The sequence below is a fragment of the Armatimonadota bacterium genome (assembly GCA_013359125.1).
Classification (GTDB): Bacteria; Armatimonadota; Fimbriimonadia; order Fimbriimonadales; family GBS-DC; genus JABWCR01.
On record JABWCR010000011.1, the window covers coordinates 30309 to 49393 of the forward strand.

12 protein-coding genes are annotated in these 19085 nt (G+C 60.0%); 5 read left to right on the forward strand and 7 right to left on the reverse strand.

Annotated elements, in window-relative coordinates:
* Window positions 1-24: 24 nt before the first annotated feature.
* Window positions 25-1029 (reverse strand): type I glyceraldehyde-3-phosphate dehydrogenase, encoded by a 1005-nt coding sequence (gene gap / locus HUU60_06695; GenBank protein ID NUL82398.1) that lies wholly within the window; start codon window positions 1027-1029, stop codon window positions 25-27.
* A gap of 94 nt (window positions 1030-1123) precedes the next feature.
* Here gap and HUU60_06700 point away from each other — a divergent pair, with 94 nt between their 5' ends.
* The 5 genes from HUU60_06700 (at window position 1124) to HUU60_06720 (ending at window position 10756) form a co-directional block, all read left to right on the forward strand.
* Window positions 1124-5065 carry a hypothetical protein gene (locus tag HUU60_06700; GenBank protein ID NUL82399.1) on the forward strand — a complete coding sequence of 1314 codons (3942 nt, stop codon included), beginning with the start codon at window positions 1124-1126 and terminating at the stop codon, window positions 5063-5065.
* On the forward strand, window positions 5062-6153 hold the full coding sequence (locus HUU60_06705) for an acetoin utilization protein AcuC (protein ID NUL82400.1): 1092 nt from the start codon (window positions 5062-5064) through the stop codon (window positions 6151-6153). Before HUU60_06700 ends, HUU60_06705 begins: the two co-directional genes overlap by 4 nt.
* Window positions 6154-6320: 167 nt before the next feature.
* Window positions 6321-8066 carry a GMC family oxidoreductase gene (locus tag HUU60_06710; GenBank protein NUL82401.1) on the forward strand — a complete coding sequence of 582 codons (1746 nt, stop codon included), beginning with the start codon at window positions 6321-6323 and terminating at the stop codon, window positions 8064-8066.
* A 223-nt stretch (window positions 8067-8289) separates the two neighbouring features.
* Entirely contained in the window at window positions 8290-8958 is a 669-nt protein-coding gene (locus tag HUU60_06715; GenBank protein NUL82402.1) for a rhomboid family intramembrane serine protease, read from the forward strand.
* Window positions 8948-10756, forward strand: coding sequence for a hypothetical protein (locus HUU60_06720; GenBank protein ID NUL82403.1), 1809 nt, complete (start codon window positions 8948-8950; stop codon window positions 10754-10756). The genes HUU60_06715 and HUU60_06720 overlap by 11 nt, the downstream gene beginning before the upstream one ends.
* On the opposite strand, the gene HUU60_06725 is transcribed toward HUU60_06720, so the two are convergent.
* The 6 genes from HUU60_06725 to HUU60_06750 are packed head-to-tail and all read right to left on the reverse strand — an operon-like array spanning window position 10732 to window position 19014.
* Entirely contained in the window at window positions 10732-11787 is a 1056-nt protein-coding gene (locus HUU60_06725) for a glycosyltransferase family 4 protein (protein ID NUL82404.1), read from the reverse strand. The two genes, HUU60_06720 and HUU60_06725, sit on opposite strands and share 25 nt — an antisense overlap.
* A 9-nt stretch (window positions 11788-11796) precedes the next feature.
* The gene (locus tag HUU60_06730) at window positions 11797-12753 is read right to left on the reverse strand and encodes a MoxR family ATPase (protein ID NUL82405.1); all 957 of its coding nucleotides are present in this window, start codon (window positions 12751-12753) and stop codon (window positions 11797-11799) included.
* A gap of 41 nt (window positions 12754-12794) precedes the next feature.
* Window positions 12795-13592, reverse strand: a complete 798-nt coding sequence (locus tag HUU60_06735; GenBank protein ID NUL82406.1) for a radical SAM protein — start codon at window positions 13590-13592, stop codon at window positions 12795-12797.
* 23 nt (window positions 13593-13615) lie between these two features.
* A complete protein-coding gene (locus tag HUU60_06740) occupies window positions 13616-14236 on the reverse strand; it encodes a PilZ domain-containing protein (protein ID NUL82407.1) in 621 nt (206 codons plus the stop codon).
* Window positions 14237-14270: 34 nt separating this feature from the next.
* Entirely contained in the window at window positions 14271-15557 is a 1287-nt protein-coding gene (gene mtaB / locus HUU60_06745) for a tRNA (N(6)-L-threonylcarbamoyladenosine(37)-C(2))-methylthiotransferase MtaB (GenBank protein NUL82408.1), read from the reverse strand.
* A gap of 19 nt (window positions 15558-15576) precedes the next feature.
* A complete protein-coding gene (locus tag HUU60_06750; GenBank protein NUL82409.1) occupies window positions 15577-19014 on the reverse strand; it encodes a methyltransferase domain-containing protein in 3438 nt (1145 codons plus the stop codon).
* Window positions 19015-19085 lie beyond the last annotated feature (71 nt).

Here is a 19085-nt window from a genome sequence, read left to right on the forward strand (position 1 = left end):
AAAGGCTGAGGGCCTTTTTGGCCCTCAGCCGGCCATCATCTTCGCCAAATCCGCCACGCGACAGCTGTAGCCCCACTCGTTGTCGTACCAAGCCAACACCTTGACCATGTTCTCCTGCATCACCATGGTATAGGCCGAATCGACGATGCTGGAGCGCGAATCGCCTCGAAAGTCCGAAGAGACCAACTCCTCGTCGCAAACGCCCAAGATGCCCTTCAGCCGACCGTTAGCCGCCTCTCGAAAGGCCTGGTTGACCTCGTCCGCCGTAACGCTCCGACCGACCTGAACCACCAGATCGACCGCGCTGACGGTCAATGTGGGCACCCGCATCGCATAGCCGTGCATCTTGCCCTTCAACTCGGGCATCACTAAACTAACCGCTTTCGCCGCTCCTGTGGTCGTCGGGATAATGCTCGCAGCCGCCGCCCGCGCTCGCCTCAAATCCTTGTGCGCCTGATCCTGAATGCGCTGATCGTTGGTGTACGCATGAATCGTGGTCATAAAGCCTTTTTCAATGCCAAATCGGTCTTGCAAGACTCTGCACACCGGCGCCAAGCAGTTGGTCGTGCACGATGCGTTCGAGACGATACGGTGCTCGGCGGCCTTATACATGTCCTCGTTCACGCCCAATACGATCGTAACGTCCTCATTCTTGGCTGGTGCGGTGATAATCACGCGCTTCGCGCCCGCGGTCAAGTGCGCCTTGGCCTTCTCGGCGTCGGTAAACGCGCCCGTGCCTTCGACGACGATCTCCGCGCCCAAATTGCCCCAAGGAATGTTGGCCGGATCCTTCTCTGCAAAAATCCTGATCTGATCGCCATCGATCTTGATCGTGCCGTCTCCCGCCGATACGTCGCCTTGATAAATGCCATATGTAGTGTCGTACTTGAACAGGTGCGCGTTGGTGGCGGCGTCCGTTAGATCGTTCACGCCCACCACATCGAACTGTCCCCGATACTTCTCCAACATGGCGCGAAGCGTCAACCGCCCGATCCGCCCAAATCCATTGATTCCTATCTTAACCGCCATCGTCTTGTCCTCCGTTTAGCGCTTGTTGGCAATTCTACCTGACCCCTTCCAGCGGTATACTCAGCCCAGCAAATCTGCCAGCCGGAGGCTTACAGTGAGGCTGATCGCTCTACATCTCGCGCTCTTTAGCGCCCTTCTCGTTGCTTATGGCCAGAATCTTCCGCCCGACGCAATGCCCGTCTCGCAGGTTCGCCCTGGAATGAAGGGCTATGGGCTGACCGTCTTCAAGGGCCACACCGTCGAACGCTTCGATGTAGAGATTATCGGCGTCTTGCACAATACGAACGTAGGGCGACCGCTCGTTCTGATCAAAATGAGCGGCGGACCGATCACCGAGCGAGGCGCGAACATCATCCAAGGCATGAGCGGCAGCCCGATCTATATCAACGGCAAATGCTTGGGCGCTGTGGCGTATGGCTTAGGATTTCCCAAGGAGCCGCAAGGATTGGTCACGCCGTTAGAGGACATGCTTGAAGCCCTCGACCCGAGACTTGAAAGCAAGCCGGTCTCCGACATCCGCCTAAAGAGCCCGATTCAGATAGCAGATCAAACTATATCGCGCATCGCTATCGCAACGGTGAGGCCAGACGACTTAGCGAACAACGTGGCCTGGTTTCGACCGCTCTTTACACCCCTCTCAGTCTCCGGCCTCTCGCCTCGGCGTCTGGCCGAGCTTTCAACCTTCTTGGAACCATACGGCTTAAAGCCAATGCTAGGTTTAGGCGGTACAGGCGCCCATGTGCCGACTCCCGTTGCCCCAGGCTCGGCCGTCGCCGGTTCGCTGGCCACCGGCGATGTCGATCTTTCCGCCATCGGCACCCTCACTTACATTACAGGCAACAAGATGGTCGCTTTTGGCCATCCTTTTTTAGGTGTCGGCCATATCGAAATGCCCCTCTCGGCCGCCTCGATCGTCGATGTCTACCCGACGATGAGCGCATCGGCAAAAATGGGCAACGTTGCGCAACGCATTGGAACGATTTTTAACGATCGCGCGTTCGGCGTCGCAGGCGAGTTCGGCAGAAACCCGCGCACGGTCAAGATGACTGTAACCGCCCGCGACGCATCGACCGGCCGCTCGGCCCGGCTTGTTTCCGAAATCGCCTATCATCCTCAAATCACCAACTTCTTCTTCAGCATAATCGGCGCCGAAGCGCTCGACCGCGTTCGATACGGCATGGAGAACACGACCGTCCGAGCCAAGTTCAAACTAACGACCGATACGATCGGCGCCATCGAACGCGAGAACGTCTTCTTCTCCAATGGCGGGGCATCCGTCGCCTTTCAAGAAGTCGGACAGCTGCTGTCGCTCTTGTCGACCAATCCCTCTTACGAGGTCCGCCCCGTCAGTCTCGAAATGGAGATCGAAGCCCTCAGCGCTCGAAACACTGCCGCCATCGAAAGAATCTCTGTAGAAAAAGCCGTCTATCGCCCGGGCGAAACCATAAAGGCAACCATTGCGCTCAGACCCTTTGGCGGCGTGTCGCAAACCATAGTCCAGACCCTCGAGCTGCCCAAAAATCTGCCCAATGGCCGATACTCGCTGCTTGCTCGAGGCGGTTCCGCGCCAGTCATGGGAGGACTGCCGCCGGGCATCATGGGCGGACCGCCTCCACAAAACCTGCCTCAAGCCTTGGCGCGTTTCAAAGAAAGAGAGCGCAACGACCAAATGACTCTCGCCTTGATGCTCAACTCCTTCGCCATAAACGTGGACGGGGTGCGATGGACCCATCTTCCGCCCCTCCTGAGCGAGATCGCCAGAAATCCAACGACTAGCGCGTTGTCCGTCGAGCGAGAAGAAATCAAAGTCGCCGCAGACACAAACTACGTCATGTCGGGCATGGCCGTCGTCTCCATACAGGTACAAAAGGAAGACCTAACCGAACGCCCTCAGCGTCCCGCTATGCAATCGCCCGAAGGAATGCCCGTTCCGCCCCCCGGCGAATTCGGCGCCCAACCGCCTCCGACGATCATGATGGACGAAGAAGATTTCGCAGCCTGGCCCAACCCCTGGTCGCCTTACTTTCAACCGCCTCCAACGCCTGTTCCTCCCCCCGCTCCTCCAATGGAGCAGCCCGTGTCGCGCCGCCTCAATCGCTGGTCGCCGACCAACATCGAGACGCTCGGCCGAGGGCGATTCTTTGGTGCGAGCATCAATGCGGAGGGAGTCATTGCCCCCGGCACGGAAATGACGATGCTCTGGGAACGCCCCGAGCCGAATCTCTACAGCATCGCGGTCGGACGCGACGGCAAACCCTACTTGGGCGGCCTCGGCACGCTCTATCGATTAGAGCCCGAACGGTCGATCCCCGTCGGCACGGCGCCTGGACAAGCGCTGCTGTGCATGGCTGTAGCGCAAGACGGAGCCATCTTTGTCGGCACAGGGCCAAAAGGCCAAATCTGGCGGATGGACGGCGCCAATCGCTTCTGGATGGCTCACGAGACCGGCGCCCGATATGTCAACGCGCTCTTGTGGGCTAACGGTTCGCTCTATGTCGCCACTGGCTCGCCCGCCCGGCTGTTGCGCATTCGGGAAAACCAGATCGAAGAACTCGCCCGCGGCGACGAAGGGCACTTCACAAGCCTTGCGACTTGGGGCGAAGACGTCGTCTTCGGCGCATCCGACAGCGGCGCGGTCCGATTGCTTCGGCGGGGATTGGTCTCGACGCTCTTTCACACGCCCGAGCCGAACGTGGCAGCGCTCACATTCGACTCCAAAGGTTCGCTCTATGCCGGTACGCATCCCAGAGGCATGGTCTATCGATACGAGACGAGCGGACGCCTAACGCCGCTTACCCCGCGCCCCGGCCCAGCCGTCCGATCGCTCTGGACCGACGACCAGAGAATCTGGGCGGGCAGTCAGTCAGGCATCGCCTTTTGCAATGCGACCGGCGAACCACAATGGCAGTTCGTCTCCCAACCGCCCAACATAGAAACCTTCGCCGCGACCCCATACCTGGGCAAAGCGATCGCCATCACAGGCGCAGGCATCGCCATGGAGAGAAACGCCCGAGAGCCAATATACGAATCGCCCGTGCACGACGCCAAGCAGGCCGCCGATTGGGGCAAGATCGAATGGCGCGGCGGCAAAGGCGTCGAAATCCAGACGCGAACGGGCAACACGCCGCTGCCCGACGCCGAATGGTCCACATGGTCTCGAATCTATGCAGACCCCGACGGTTCTGTAATCGAAAGCCCCGACGCCCGCTACCTGCAATACCGCGTTCGATTCACCGACCGCTCCGCAACCGCGTCCAACGTCTCGGTCGCTTACATCCCCCGCAACCAACCGCCCAAGATCGAATGGCGAGAACCCCAAGAACAGGCCGCCGTCAGCGGCAAAGCGACGCTTCACTGGCAGGCCAGCGATCCCGATAACGATCAGCTCGCCTTTGAAGCCTTCTATTCTACGGACGACGGCAAGACCTGGACGCGCATCGAAAGCAAACCGACCGCCACCAACGACAAGCCGCAAACGCCTCCCAATGCGCTCCAGCGTCAGATAGATCAGGACCCGCGCATGTCGCCCGCCCTCCGAGCCGAGATCATGACCGACGCCGGTATGTCCGAGCCGCCCCCCGACAGCGGTCGTCGCGCCTCGATTGCCTGGGATACGGAAAAACTCCCCGACGGCGCCTATCGACTGAAAGTCTCGGCCACCGACCGGCCCAGCGTCGCCGTCGGATTCGAAAAGGTCGAAAAAACGCTCGAAAAAGTGATCGTCTGCAACGCGCCGCCCAAGATCATAGCGAGCCTGATCGAAATCGATGCCGAAGGCCGAGCCAAAGTCTCCGGACGCGCTTGGCAACTGATCGGCGACCAACCCAGCGACCTGGCGCCCATCGCCTCCGTCCAATTCAAGGTGAACAACGGCGATTGGTACGCCGCCGAGGCGCTCGACCGCTTCTTCGATTCGGGCAGCGAGGCGTTCGAGTTCACGACCGACCAACTGCCCAAAGGCAAGAGCACGATCGCCGTCAAAGCCTTCGGCGCATCGGGCAAATCTGCCACCTACGAAGTCAAGGTCGAGCGGTGAGCGCGCGCTTCTTCTTTCATCCCGATACGGCAAAGTACGACTTTGGCCCGCGCCATCCTCTGCGCCCCGAGCGCTACGGTCGGACTTTTCAATTGCTCGAATGCCATGGCTTCTGGGCCGATCGCGCTCAGGACCCTGCGCGCCTGGCAACGCGCCAAGAACTGGAAACCGTGCACGACCCGGCCTACATCGATGCCGTGATCGAGGCGAGCCAAACGGGCAAAGCCGCGTCCGACTATGGCCTGGGCTACCACGGCGACAATCCTCCCTTCATCGGTATGCACCATGCCGCCAGCGCCTACTGCGGCGCAACGCTGGCAGCCGCAGACGCTGTAGTGGAGGGCGCGCAGACAGCCGTCAACATCGGAGGCGGTCTGCACCATGCACAACGGGCGCTGGCCTCGGGATTCTGCATATACAACGATCCGGCGCTGGCCGTCCGCCGCCTGCAATCGCGATTCGCCCGGGTGGCCTACATCGACATCGACCTGCACCACGGCGACGGCGTGCAGGCGCTCTTTTACGACGATCCAACCGTGATGACGCTCTCGATTCACGAATCCGGGCGGTGGCTCTATCCGGGCACGGGCTTTGTCTCCGAAAGGGGCGAAGGCACGGGCGTCGGCACATCGCTCAATCTGCCTATGGCGCCCTGCACGCCGGACGACATTTGGCAAGAGGCGCTCTTCCAGTTCGGTCTGCCGGCGGTAGAGCGCTTTAAGCCCGACGCCATCGTGCTCCAAATGGGCTGCGATCCGCACCATCTTGACCCGCTAGGGCATCTGAGCCTCACCGCGCAAGGCTGGCTGGAAGCCGTGCGTCGAGTGCGAGACTGGCGACTGCCGACGGTCGCGCTGGGCGGCGGAGGCTATAACATGAGTACGGTTCCGCGCATGTGGGCGGCGGCCATGGCCCTGCTCGATGGAGTCGAACTGCCCGACGAGACGCCGACCGACTGCCCGCTTCGAGATGAGATTCCAACCCTGTTCGACCACGCCCCCTTCGATCTATCCCCCGCACAAATCGCTGTAGCGAAGGAACATTGGCTAAAAGTGCGGGACGAACTCCGCTCCCTCGGCCTGCCCTGATTCGTGCTCAAAATTGTGCTACAAAATCAAGAAATCCCGTTTGTCCAACCTGGAACGCCAGGCTCCCGCCTGGCAAAACGCCGGGAACCGCGAGCCGAACGGGAATCTGCGCAAATGTAGCACAATTTGAGTACGAATCGAGATCCAAAAAAATCGAGAGGGTAAGATTGAACGCCATCGAACAAACCCTCCGAGCAGTCGCCGAAGCCGTCCTCTCCGACCGAGACGCCGCCAAGGTCGATCTCGACGCCCTCGCCGACCGCATGGCGCAGATAGCCGACGCAAACCCCAACATCGGCCCCAGAACCCGGCTAAAGAGGCTCCTCAAACTCATATCCAGCCGTCTCGGCATGGCCCTCTTAGGCGCCTACGGTCCGTTCGCCAGCCAACCCCTTTCAGCCCGACGCCAGACCCTGATGAGATGGTCCACAGGACGACCCTTGCAAAGAACCGCTTTTCAAGCCCTCAAACGCCTAGCCCTCTTTGCTGCCTACGGTTGCGAACCCTCGCTCTGGCCGATCGGCTACGAGCCGCTAGAACCGTCCGCCGGCTTCGACCTTGAAACCTCCGACCTCCCAAGCGAAGCCGACTTCATCGTGGTCGGCTCCGGCGCGGGCGGATCGGTCGCCGCCGCCGCGCTCGCCCAAGCAGGCTTCGATGTCTGCGTCTTAGAATCCGGCATCAACCCCCGACAGCTGGGCCTGAACGAGGCTGACGGCTTCCATCAGCTCTTTCTGGGCGGCGGCGCCCTGACCACGAGAGACCTGAGCGTCTCTATCCTGGCCGGAGGCGCATTGGGCGGGGGCACCACCGTCAATTGGCTCACCTGCTACCGCCCGCCGACCCTCGATCAATGGGAGCGCGATTCCGGCCTTCCCAAGCGGAAAATCGAGGAACAAATAGAGCGCATCGAATCGCGACTGGAAGTCAACGACAATCCGGTCGAACTCAACCTCTCCAACCTTGCCCTGCAAAGAGGCTGCCAAAATCTCGGCTGGAGCGTCCATAGATTGCGGCGCAACGGTACAAACTGCGCCGATCGGTGCGCGCCCTGCACGTTTGGCTGTCCTTACGGTGCCAAACAGAGCGCCCCGCTCACCTATCTCAAGGACGCCTGCGCCCACGGAGCCAAAATCGTCTGCGACGCTCCTGCCAAACGCATTCTCTTCAACCGAGACCGCGCTACGGGCGTAGAGCTTTCAAATGGAGAACAAGTCATGGCCAGACGAGGCGTTGTGATCGCCTGCGGCGCCATCGAATCGCCCGCGCTCCTCCTCCGATCGGGTCTCAGAGGTATCGGCGCGAACCTCAGCCTGCACGTTACGACAGCAACCTTCGCCCAGTACGATGATCCGGTCAGCGCATTCTGGGGCGCGCCGCAAGCCGTCGCCTGCGACCAGTTCCTCGACGAAGGCATCCTGATCGAGACTCCCGCTCTCTATCCTGGCTTTGCCGCCGCCGCGTTCCCTTGGCCGGGCGATCCTCTCGAGCCAGGATTGGCCGTCTTCCTCTCGATCATTGCAGACGCGGGCGAGGGACGGATTACGCTCGATCGCCATGGCCAAGCGGTCATCGACTATCGACCGGGAACAAGAACTTCCGAACGACTATTGAAAGGCATAGAGGAAATGATCCGGCTTCACGAGGCCGCGGGCGGGCGCAACATCCGGACGCTTCATCAGCCGCCAACCGACAGGCCCGGCAAGATCGTTCCCAACCGCATTGGCCTCTTCAGCGCGCACCAGATGGGATCGTGCAGCCGAGCGGTCGATGCTCTGGGCCGCGCCAAAGGCAAAGACGGCCTCTTCATCGCCGACGCAAGCCTCTTCCCAACCTCGCTCGGCGTCAATCCGATGATCACCGTCATGGCGCTGGCCGCCTATGTGGCCGAAGACATCGTCGCCTCATCCTAACGCCGTGCGGCCGATGATCGGAACCTTCTGCCTGGCCGACGTTTCTAAAGCCGTCGCCAAAGCCCCGCCCAAGTTCCCAGACCAAAAGCCCTAAGAGAGTTTTTTGTCCTGGGATTTTGACCGGCTCGTTTGCCGAACGGGGTTTTTTGAAATGTAGCACAAAACTGAGTACGAATCAGACCGGCGGGCTAAGCCCAGGTAGACTCTTGGGCACGCAGACATGCTGATACCGCTCCGAGACCACAATCCGACTCGGCACTTTCCCATCGTTACGGTTTCGCTGATCGCCATCAACGTCGCCGTGTTCGCGCTGATCAACCTAAGGGGGGATCAGGCGGCGCACTTGGCCTATTCGATGGTGCCTGCCGAGATAGCGGGCAAGGTCGAGAAGACCATCCCTGCCCCGCCGCCCATGGTCAGCATCTTCACCTCTATGTTCCTGCACGGCGGATGGATGCACATCATCTTCAACATGTGGACGCTCTGGATATTTGGCAACAACTTAGAAGACGCTCTAGGGCGGGGCAAGTACCTTGCGCTTTACGTCTTCTGGGGCTATCTGGCGGCCTGGTCGCATATTGCGTTCAATTGGGATTCGGTCATCCCCACGGTGGGCGCCAGCGGCGCGATCGCAGGGGTGATGGGCGCCTATCTGGTGCTCTTCCCTCATGCTCGGATCGACTGTATGCTGACCTTCTTCGTGATCACCTTTGTCGAGGTGCCGGCGATCTTCTTCCTGATTTTCTGGATCACCTTGCAATTCTTCCAGGGCAATCCGGGCGTGGCCTACCTTGCGCACATCGGCGGCTTTGTGGCCGGCTGGCTCACATTAAAGATTGCGGGCGGACAGCGCATTCTTGGCCATCGAATCCACTACGATCATGACGACTAACCGAAACTTCTTGGGGGCGTGGGTCGCACTGTTGCTGTTGGCATCGACCGTCGCCGCCATGATGGCTCTGTTTGCGCGATTCCGGGTTGAGCAGGCCAATCGTGCGGTCGAGATCGTTCTAGATTGGGCGCAGGTGGAGGAGTTGGCGCTGGCGCGCGGCGAGAGCCCGTCGGAAACCTTGATCGCGTTTGGCAGGCCGTTAGCGGTCGCCGTGCCAGAGGCGACGCTGGCCGACTGGGGCCTAAGGCTGGATTCAGGCGTTTTCGACCTGCCCCCAGATCGATATGAGCAAGCAAAGGCAGTCCTGAGCTTCAAGACCGCGGTCCATGAGACAAGGCCCGACCAGTTATCGACCTGGATTTCGAGCGGCGACCAACAGTTCTGGGTGATTGGCGAATCGGTCGGCAGTATCGGCGTCGGTCTCGACCCGCGAGCTGTCAGCGAGGTCAAAAAGGCGGGCTGTCGCTTGGTCGCTCGAATCGAGAACTTTGCAGGAGCGACCGAAAGCAGCATCAGCGAAGCGCTAGCGTTGGTCAAGGCGCAGGGCGCATACCTAGTGATCTTTGGCCGAGACGAGGTATTAGGCAGTCCCGACGCCCTCGAAGCGACTGCCGAAGCCCTGGCCAAGCACGGATTGTTGTACGGCACGGTGGAGTTTGGCAAACAGGCGGGCGATGCGAATCTGGCTAAAATGGCCTTCGACCAAACCGTGCGCGTGCACAGCGTAACGTCGGGCGAACTGGTCTACATGCGCTCTCCAGCCTTGATCGAGCGCTATTCTAGAGCGGCTCAGGAGAGGAATATTCGGGCGTTGCTAACGCGCTTTCCGATGGGTGGGATGAAGCAGCCCGACGCGCCAATGGAGTTTGTACGGCAATTGACCTCCGCCCTTTCGCAAAACGGAATGGACGGCTCGGGCAAGCCCGCCCGCCCGTACGAAAAGTTGCCCCAACAGCCTTGGAGCAAGCCCCTTATTGCGCTTGGCATCGGGGCCGCAGGCGGTTTGCTGCTGGTTCGGCTATTCGGCCTGCCGGCATGGCTGCTGATCGTTGTGCCTTTGGTTTCAGGCGGTCTGGCCATGCACCCCATGGGCATCAAACTGCTAGCCTTGGGCGGTGCGATCGCGTTTCCCACGGTCGGCTTTCTAACTGTCCGCCCCGATCGGTCGCGCTGGCTCGTTTCGGATGCCGCCTCGGTCATCGCCTGCGCGCTGTTAGGCGCCATTCATGTCGCGGCGCTGATGAACGGAGACCGAATCTTCATCAAGGCAGATCAGTTTGCAGGCATCAAGATTGCGCTGATGGCGCCGGTGCTGTTAGTCGGCCTGGCCTATGCGCCCATCGCCACCGGCGAGGCGAACCCGTGGAGGCGGCTGTTGGATTCACCTATCGTTTGGCGGACGGCGATCGTGCTGTTGGGCATGATGGTCGTGGTGGGCGTGATGACCTTGCGGGCGGGCAACGAGGCGGCCGACGCGGTACCGGGCTGGGAGCTTCAGCTGCGCTCGCTGTTGGAGAAAGCCTTAAGCGTGCGCCCCCGCACCAAGGAGTTCTTGATCGGGATTCCGGCTTTGTTCGTCATGCTGTCGCTCTGGCGGTCGGGCAGGGCCAACTGGCTGCCTTTGTGGGGGATGCTGGCGGCTATCGGCATGGCATCGATGGTAAACACCTTCTGCCATCTGCACACGCCCCTTTGGGTTTCGGCGGCGCGGACGGGATGGGGGATTGCGATCGGTTCGGCGCTGGGCCTGATCGCCGTTGCGATCTTAGCTCGCTATCGGCCCAAGGCTTCGTCGTAAATCTTGGCCGTCTCGACAGCGACTTTGCGAATGTCGAAACGGGCGAGGTCTTGCAAGGCTTGCTCGGCCATTCTCTGCGCGGCGTCTCTATCGGCCAACGACCTGCAAACTGCCTTGCCGATCGATTCGGCGTCTTCTGGCTCAGACAGCAGACCGTTGCGGCCGTCCTGCACGACCTCTGCCAGTCCGCCGACGTTGGCCGCGATGGCCGGAACGCCGCACTGCATCGCTTCTAACAGCGCCAGACCTTGGCCTTCCTGTCGCGCGGGCGCGATAAAGACATCGGCTGACATGTAAAGTTCGGCGATCTCGCTCCAATACCCAAAGAAGCGCACCTGGCCCGAGCGGCTGGAGGCGGCCGCTGTCTTGACCAGCCTTGAGTTTTCGGGGCCTTCGCCAGCCACCCACAGTTCGGCGTCGGGAAACTGCTTCCAAACCTCTTCCATCGCCTTGATCGCCAGGTCAAACCCCTTCTCGGGCACAAATCGACCGGCGACCAGCACCACCGGGCGATCCATCGGTACGTGGAAGGCTGCTCTGGCCTTTTCTCGGTCGGGACGATTGCTCAGATCGCCCAAGTCGATCCCGCCGAACGTGCGCCGGAGGCGATCGGACGGCGCTCCCAACTCTTTCAGCCTGGCTTCGACCGATTGGGAAAGGGTGATGGTGAGCGTCGCGCAATTGGCGATCCAGCGCATGCTTTTCCGAATCAGGGGATTTCGCTCTAGAAGCAGATGGTGTACCGTCCAGACCCAAGGCCGCTCGTCTCTCAGCGCCCAGGCGGCCACCCAGCCCGCTCGGGCGCCGTGAGCATGGATGATCGGGATGCCTTCCGCACGCTTAAGGAGCGCTTTGACCGCCTTGCGGTCGGCTATGGGCGACGGTCGGTCGGCAATGAATTCGGGTCCGGCAAGGATGGTCTCATAGCCGGAATCGGGCAGGTACTTCAAGAGTCCTTCGACGTGCTTTCTCATGCCGCCCGCCATCGGGCGCGCCACAATCAGGACCTTCCTTTCGCTTGCTTCGCTCATCTTTGCTTATTATCGGGGAACTGGCGCGGCTTCCAACACCGCTAAGGTTACCGCATCGGGCGTTGCGCCTTCGATTTCGGCCTCGGGGCGCAGGATTAAGCGATGCCGTAGCACGGCGGGCGCGGCTCGCTTCACATCGTCCGGGATGACAAAGGGGCTGCCGCGCATGGCAGCGAACGCCTTGGCAGAGCTGAGCAGCGCGATGGAAGCCCGCGGGCTGGCGCCGACCATCGCTCTCTCGTGCACGCGCGTGCGGCGCGCCAAATCAACAATATAGGAGACGATTGCCGGATCGATCGCGACCGAATCGACCGCCGCGCGCGCCTCGGCTAATCCTTGACCATTGGAAACCGGGACCAGTCCGGCCTCTTCCAATTTTTGCGGCCGAAATCCAGAGTGGCGCTTCTGCAGAATCGCCTCTTCCTCTGCTTTGGCCGGATAGTCGATCACGATCTTCATCAGGAATCGGTCCACCTGGGCTTCGGGCAGAGGATAGGTGCCCTCGTATTCGATGGGGTTTTGAGTGGCCAGCACAATGAACGGGTCGGGCATGGGGTAAGCAACGCCGTCAATGGTCGCCTTGCGCTCCTCCATAGCCTCCAAAAGCGCAGCTTGAGTCTTGGGCGGCGTGCGATTGATCTCGTCGGCCAGCAACAGGTTGGCAAAGATCGGGCCCTTTCGTACCCGAAACTCGCCGGTGTCGGCATGGTAGACCGTGCTGCCCACGATGTCGGACGGCATCAGATCGGGCGTAAACTGGATTCGGGCGGTCTCAAACTGGAAGCAGTAGCCAATGGAACGCGCCAACAATGTTTTGGCCAATCCGGGCGCGCCCTCTAACAAAACATGCCCGTCGGACAACAGACAGGCAATCGCCTCTTCGATGACCGTCGCCTGACCCACGATCACCTTAGCCAACTCGGCGCGGATGCGCAGAGTCATCTCGGCAACGTTTTCGACGGTCATCTTGGGCTGTCTTTCGACGCAAGCGCGATGTTTCCTATCTTTCAGCCACGGTCGTAGCAATCGATACAGAGCCCCTGCGATTCGCCTATCTGCCGCAGAACGATTGGGAACTGCTCTCTTGTCAGCGCGCTTTGTCCCATGCCGATGCTCTCTAAGCGCTGCTGATAGGCTTTGCGGAAGTATGCAAGATGGCGCAGACTGCCGCAAACGACTCGCTTCGCCCCACTATCCGCGACAGCCTTGCAATATCGCCATATCATCGATTCGTTGTCCATCGCGCCAGGCAGGAGGGGCGCCATAAAGACGTTTACGGCAACGCCTTTGGCCGTTAGACGCTCGATGGCCTTGAGCCTCGACTGTGCGCTGGGCGCATAGGGTTCGAGCGTCTTTCGGACCCGGTCGTCATGAGTGGGCAGCGAAAAATTGATGCGAATGTCGGACATCGAGGCTATCAGATCGGCGTCCTGAAGCACGATGGGCGAGCGCGTTGTGATCGAAACCGTGTAGGGCAGCCACGACAACTCTTCAAGCAATCCGCGAGTGATGCGATATCGCTTCTCCAAAGGCTGATAAGAGTCGGTCGCGGTGCCAAAGGCAATCCGCGATCCGAAGGGCGCCCTTTTCAACTCGTGGCGAAGGACTTCTCTCGCGTTAATCTTGACCCTGGCCCATTGTCCCCAAGGAACGGCGTCCTCCTGGCCCCGCTTGACCCTAATGACAGGCACGTAGCAGTAGAGACAACCGAACGCGCAGCCTTCGTAAGGGTTTAGCGTAAAGTCGGCAAAGTCCATCGGGCAGCGATGGAGCAGCGACTTGCACCGAATCTCCTCGATGATCATGGTAGACAAAAGTCTACCATACTTTAGCGGATCATTTCATAGAACCAGGCTTGCTGAATGCGAGGAATCTCGTCGAACGCGATCCCAACCGAGGCGCCTTCTCCATCCAGCGTCTTGTGCTTCACCGAAGCTACGGTCTCGACCCGTCCCTTGTGCCCTAACAGAAAGAACCGCATCTCTAACTTGTCTGGAATCTGGCCTCCCGGCGCCAGCAGTTTCATTCCGTGTCGGCTAATGTCGACCGCGATGGCCTCTCTCCAGTTCTCGGCCTCGCTGCCGTGCTCGCGATATTCGATCGGAATGTAACAGACGAACCGGGGGATCGTGCGTCGCTCGACCGTCGGCGCAGCGGCGCGAAAGTCAAAATGATAATCCTCTTCGGTGAACTCGCCCAAGGCCGCGGCGACGGTGTAGGTGCCCTGCCGGCTTTCCATGGTAACGGTGGCCGGCGTGCCGGGGCAGATCAAATGGATGGGATAGGTTTCGGGCTTGACCTGCTTGGCCCGGACGACCACGCCGCTCCTGTCGAGCATCTTGACAATGCCCGTGATTTCGAGGCCGTGATTGTTCAGCTTGATGTCCGCTCGGATAGTTGCGCTCATGATGTTGCTCCCGTGGATGGCTTCCTTGTCCATTCTTGGCATTGGGGCGCTCCTTGGTTACCGGTAAGAACGCGGGCTAAACGAGCGAGACGATCTCGCCGACGCATCCATCGGCGCTGGTCTCGCGGATGACGGCCATTGCAGAGCGGCCCAAGTAGGCGTCCGCTCCAGGCGCCTCTATCTGCAGATAGTGATCGCTGGTGCCGGACAGCAGGCCGCTTCGCTTAGAGCGCGTCTCGACCAAGAGCCTCTCTTCTCGGCCCAAGAATCGCGCGTTGTACCGCTGAGCGGCCTCGCGAGACTGGGCAATCAGGCGCTTGGATCGCTCTTCTTTGACGCTATCCTGAACGCTATCGGCCATGTCCGCAGCGGGCGTGCCCGGTCTGGGCGAAAATCGAAAGGCGTGCGTGCGGCAAAACTGGGCTTCTTCGACCACTCTTATCGTGTTCTGGAAGGCCGCTTCGTCTTCTCCCGGAAACCCGACCATGATGTCGGTACTGATCGAAAAATCGGGGATTCTGCGGCGCAGGCGGCTGCACAATTCAAGATAGAACGGCTGATCGTAGGGTCGATTCATTCGGCCCAACACGCCGGTATCTCCGCTCTGCAGAGGGATATGTAGGTGAGGGCAAAGCTTCGGATTTTCTGCGATCAGATCGATCAATTCCTCGGTGATTAGGGTCGGCTCTATCGAGCTGATTCGAATTCGCTCGATGCCGGGGATCTCGGCTAATAGGCGGATCAAACCAGTCAGGTCGGGGCCACTGCTGCCATTGTGCGGACCATAATCGCCGATCAACACGCCGGTAAGCACCAACTCCTTGTAGCCGAGAGCCGCCATTTGGCGTGCCTCTTCCAAAAGTTCGGCGAACGGCAGGCTTTGCATGACAGGGCGCGTAAAAGGTATCGAGCAAAACGCGCAATGGACGCTGCAACCGTCCTGGACCTTTAGCACGGCGCGATGGCGCGATGGTGTTCGATACAACGGCTCTTCGCGCGCTTGCAGATTCTCGGCAAGCTGGGGATACTCGGCCAACACGCGGTCGAGAGTCTTGAGCTTTTCGGGGTTGGGCACGACGAGCGACGCTTCGGGCAAGCTCTCGCCTCGGATGAGAGCGAACTGGCCATAGCAACCGGTCAGCACCACCTTCGCCTCTGGATTGGCGCGGGCGGCGCGTCGAACGGTCTGCCGCGACTTCGCCTCGGCTTGCTGGGTTACAGAGCAACTGTTGATGACATAGATGTCGGCGGGCTGGTCGAACGGCACAATATCGAACCCCCTCTCCTCGAAAGAGGCGAGGATTCGCTGCGTCTCGTACTGATTGACCTTGCATCCAAGGGTTGTGAAAGCCGCGGTCGGCACGGCGCAATTGTACCAAACGCTAAGCGGCCTTGGCGCCGTACTGCTCCTGGATCACTTCGTCCAGCGGCCCGCCGCACAATATCGCTCGCTCGACCCCTGCTTGGGGCAGGCCTCCGACCAGTTCGATGTCGGGGCAGTCTTCGGCGTCGATCCCCTGTTCGGCAAACCAGGCTCCAAGCGTCTGAATGTCGGCATCTGGGTCGAACGAGAGCAGTTGAAGCGCTGCCGGACGTTCGTTCGCGGTTAGGTAGCTCAGCACGACCGACTGCCAACTTTCAGGGCTCTTCCAATCAGGCGCGGCGAACCATGTAGGCTTGACGCTCAGAATCGCGCTGTAAGCGTTCATCGTGGCCTGGGCGCTCTTTTCCCAAGAGTACCGATCTCGGATCAGTCTCTTGCGAGCTTCGCGTTTGGGATCGTCGGGCGCTTCGGCGAGAGCTTGCTCTATCGCCGTGCGGATAGAGGATGGGTCTTGCGGGTCGCAGACATAGGCCAGTTCGCCCAAGTACTCCTCTTCGGCGCCACGGTTGCCCACGACGACCGGCGTTCCAAACGAGGCGGCTTCCAGGTTGACCAGGCCGGGGGTCTCGGACCAACTGGGCAGCGCGTGAACCTTAGCCGCGGCATAGGCCGACGCTAGCATGTCCGGCGCCAGTTCGCCTACAAAATGGACCTTGTCGCCCGCCCACTTCTTACAAAGCTGAGCATAATCGGGGTCGGATTCCTTGCCCGATATGACGAGCGGTATGTCGGTGTCGCGCAGCGCCCAGATCAGCATCGATTGGTTCTTGTTCGGTTCGATTCTCGCCGCGCACAGCACAAAGTTGGTAACTCCAAACCGGTCCGTAAATGCTTTGGGATCGGCATTTTGGAGCCATTGCAGATCGACGGCGTTGGGAACGACCTGATAAGGCTTGTTGATCGACCCGAGGGCGCCGCGCAACTGCTCGGCTTCTGTTTCAGCGTTGGGCAACAGTACGCTGGCCGATTCGACAACGGCGCGCTGAAAGTCGCGAATCTGCCGAGGCTCCTCGATCGGGCTCAGTTGCGCATCGAATTGTCCATCAAGCCAGGCTGTTAATGCATTGCCAAGCTGATCTGGATCATCGAGCGCAAAAATCTGCCTCTTTGCAGCGTCGGCTCGGGCCAGCTCGGTGTAATTCCAAAAGATGGTCGAAAGAGCGACGGGTTTGTTCAGATTCTGAAGCAGTTCCAACTTTTCCGGGTGAAACGTGCTGAACAGATGCACCAGATCGTACTCTTCGACCGGCAGCTTGAGGGCGATCGAAACGTCGGCCAGACAGCCATGTTCGCGCAAGGCGCGGAGGGTAGCGAACATCTGAGTCTCGCCGCCGCCCATCATGTTCAAAGCGTTCGCATGAGGCACAAAGAGCGCGCGCATCTTGGGCTTAAACCGCTCGCTGCGCCAGCCGAACGCGTAAAGTCCGTCCGTTCCCGCATCCAGCAGATGGGCGGTCGACTCGAAATCGGCCCGCTGCGCAGGATCCGAGATCGATCGGATAAAGAAGTCGTTGCCCCCAAGCCGGGAGGCCAGCTTGGGAAGCCAGGCCGGAGCAGGACGTTCGAACGCGACCCTCAAGAACTCTTCGGCAGAAGGCGGAACCAACTCATCGCCCTTCCAACCTTGCGATAGACGGAGTTCGGCCAGTTTCATGCAAGCGGCCAATCGACTGAGACCACCCGCGAGAGAGAGCAGGAATCCTCTAGCGCCGTCAAGTTTCCCGTTCGTCTCGTCGTAGTAGAACGAGAAGTGTTCATAGAAGGCCCGGGCCATTTCTCTCCAGTCAAGCCTGACATCCGCTAAATCCAGTTTTTCAGCCTCGCTGGAGGAGTACCGATTCATCTTTTCAAAGTAGCGGTCTAAAGATGGGACGGTAAAGTGGACGATGGCCGCTTCGGGGTCGTCCGCCGGAAGAGCGTCTACCTGGCCGCGAGCCTCAACGCCCTCGTGCGCCCGGGGACGCCATTCGAACGTACCCTTGCGAAGCAGCATCGGCGCTTTGTAGCCCGGCCACCATTGGCCGGAATGTTGAATCCACTGCCCCAAAAAGTGATTGCGGTAAGGAAGCCTGACGCCGGTAACGTCGTCTGCCGCAGAATCGATATAGGCTCGGATGCGCTGCGCCATCTTAGGCGTCATGCGCTCATCGGCGTCCAGGTAGAGAATCCAGTCGTTCGACGCATGTTGAGCGCTTTCGTTCCGAGCCGCGTCAAAGTTGAGGATTCTGGGATGGCTGAGAACGCGGGCGCCCATCGAGGCCGCAATCTCGCGCGTTCGATCGTCGCTTTCCATATCCATCACAATCGCTTCGTCGGCAAAGCCCTCGACCGATTTTAGGCAGTCGGCAATGTTCGCCTCTTCGTTAAGCGTATGGACGATGACGCTTAAGCCTTTCGAACCCCAGACGGTTGGAGGCGGCAGAGCGATCGGACGAGCGACGGAGTATCCGGAACACTCTGCAACAAAGATTTCGTCGCCCTCGCCGGCAGTCGGAGCAATTTCAAACTCCTGCCAAGTCTTGGGCAGGTTCTTCGAACGGACTTGACCGTAGAGGCCGACCTGATCGAAGCGGCTCTGAAGCAGCGCGCGGTATTCATCGATCGTCATAAGGGCTACGTGATGCGGATCTGGATAGTTGATGTAGACGACCTTGTTGGGCGTCGATATCAGCAGCAGGCCGCCTGGCTTCAACACTCTGCCGATCTCGGCGAACCAGCTCTCCATCTGATCGACCGGGATGTGCTCGACCACCTCCATCGAGACGACCGCATCGAAGGAAGCGTCTTCAAAAGGCAATCGAGAATCGGCGCAATGCACGCGCTCGATCTTTGGGTCCGGATAGGTCTCGTTGCCATAAGCCAAAGGATGAGGATCGGCGTCCACCGCAACGACCTTCTCCGCCGTCCGTGCCAGAAACTTTGCGCCGTAGCCGATCCCGCAGCCCAAATCCAGCACGCGCATACCCTTTACTCTCTCTGCAGCAAAGAGATAACGCTTGGCGCTGTGGATGTAAAGCTCGTTCCAAGCAATGCCCGGCGCCACTCGGTTCTCTCCCGCATAGGCACTCAAATCCTGGCTCTGCTGAAAGTCTGCCGAGACGATAGGTTGTTGCGCCAGGCTCGGATTGCGCTGGTACTCCCCTAACAACTCAGAAATCGCGTCGACGACCTTTTGATCGAACGCATGCCCCAAACGGTCGAACGGCTCGGGAGCGTGAACGCGCAACTGATCGCCCTCGTTGACCAAGCCTAGAAACTGAACGACAAAGCGACGATTGGACGATGGATCGTAGAAAAAAACGTCCGCCGTGTAGACCGCCTCGCGATCCTTCTCCAACCTCACGCGGCTAACGCGAGCATCGGGGCACGACGCAAAGAACTCCTCCGCGTCTTGTCGAGTATAGGGAATGTAGGGGTTCCAATCGCTTGCCGACATAGGGCGCTCCTTGCGGCGATCGCCGCGAAGTCTCAATGATAGTTTTCGGCAAACTTGACGCGCTTTTGCAG